This is a genomic window from Nostoc sp., from assembly GCF_036917455.1.
Taxonomy (GTDB): Bacteria; Cyanobacteriota; Cyanobacteriia; order Cyanobacteriales; family Nostocaceae; genus Nostoc.
Map to the genome: position 1 here is coordinate 1 of NZ_JBALDK010000167.1, position 264 is coordinate 264.

Here is a 264-nt window from a genome sequence, read left to right on the forward strand (position 1 = left end):
CGATATGCAGCAGTCCAAGCATTAGCCCAGAACTTCAAAGATGACCCCGACACCAAAACCATCCTCAAAGAACGCGCTACCCAGGATGATGACAGGGATGTGCGATATGCAGCAGTCCAAGCATTAGCCCAGAACTTCAAAGATGACCCCGACACCAAAACCATCCTCAAAGAACGCGCTACCCAGGATGATGACAGGGATGTGCGATATGCAGCAGTCCAAGCATTAGCCCAGAACTTCAAAGATGACCCCGACACCAAAACC

Annotated in this window: 1 protein-coding gene; it reads left to right on the forward strand. The window is 50.8% G+C overall.

Going from position 1 to position 264, the window contains the following annotated elements; all coding sequences use genetic code 11:
* Positions 1 to 264, forward strand: a 264-nt coding sequence (locus V7K42_RS17590; protein WP_334918245.1) for a HEAT repeat domain-containing protein, incomplete at both ends; no start/stop codon positions are given.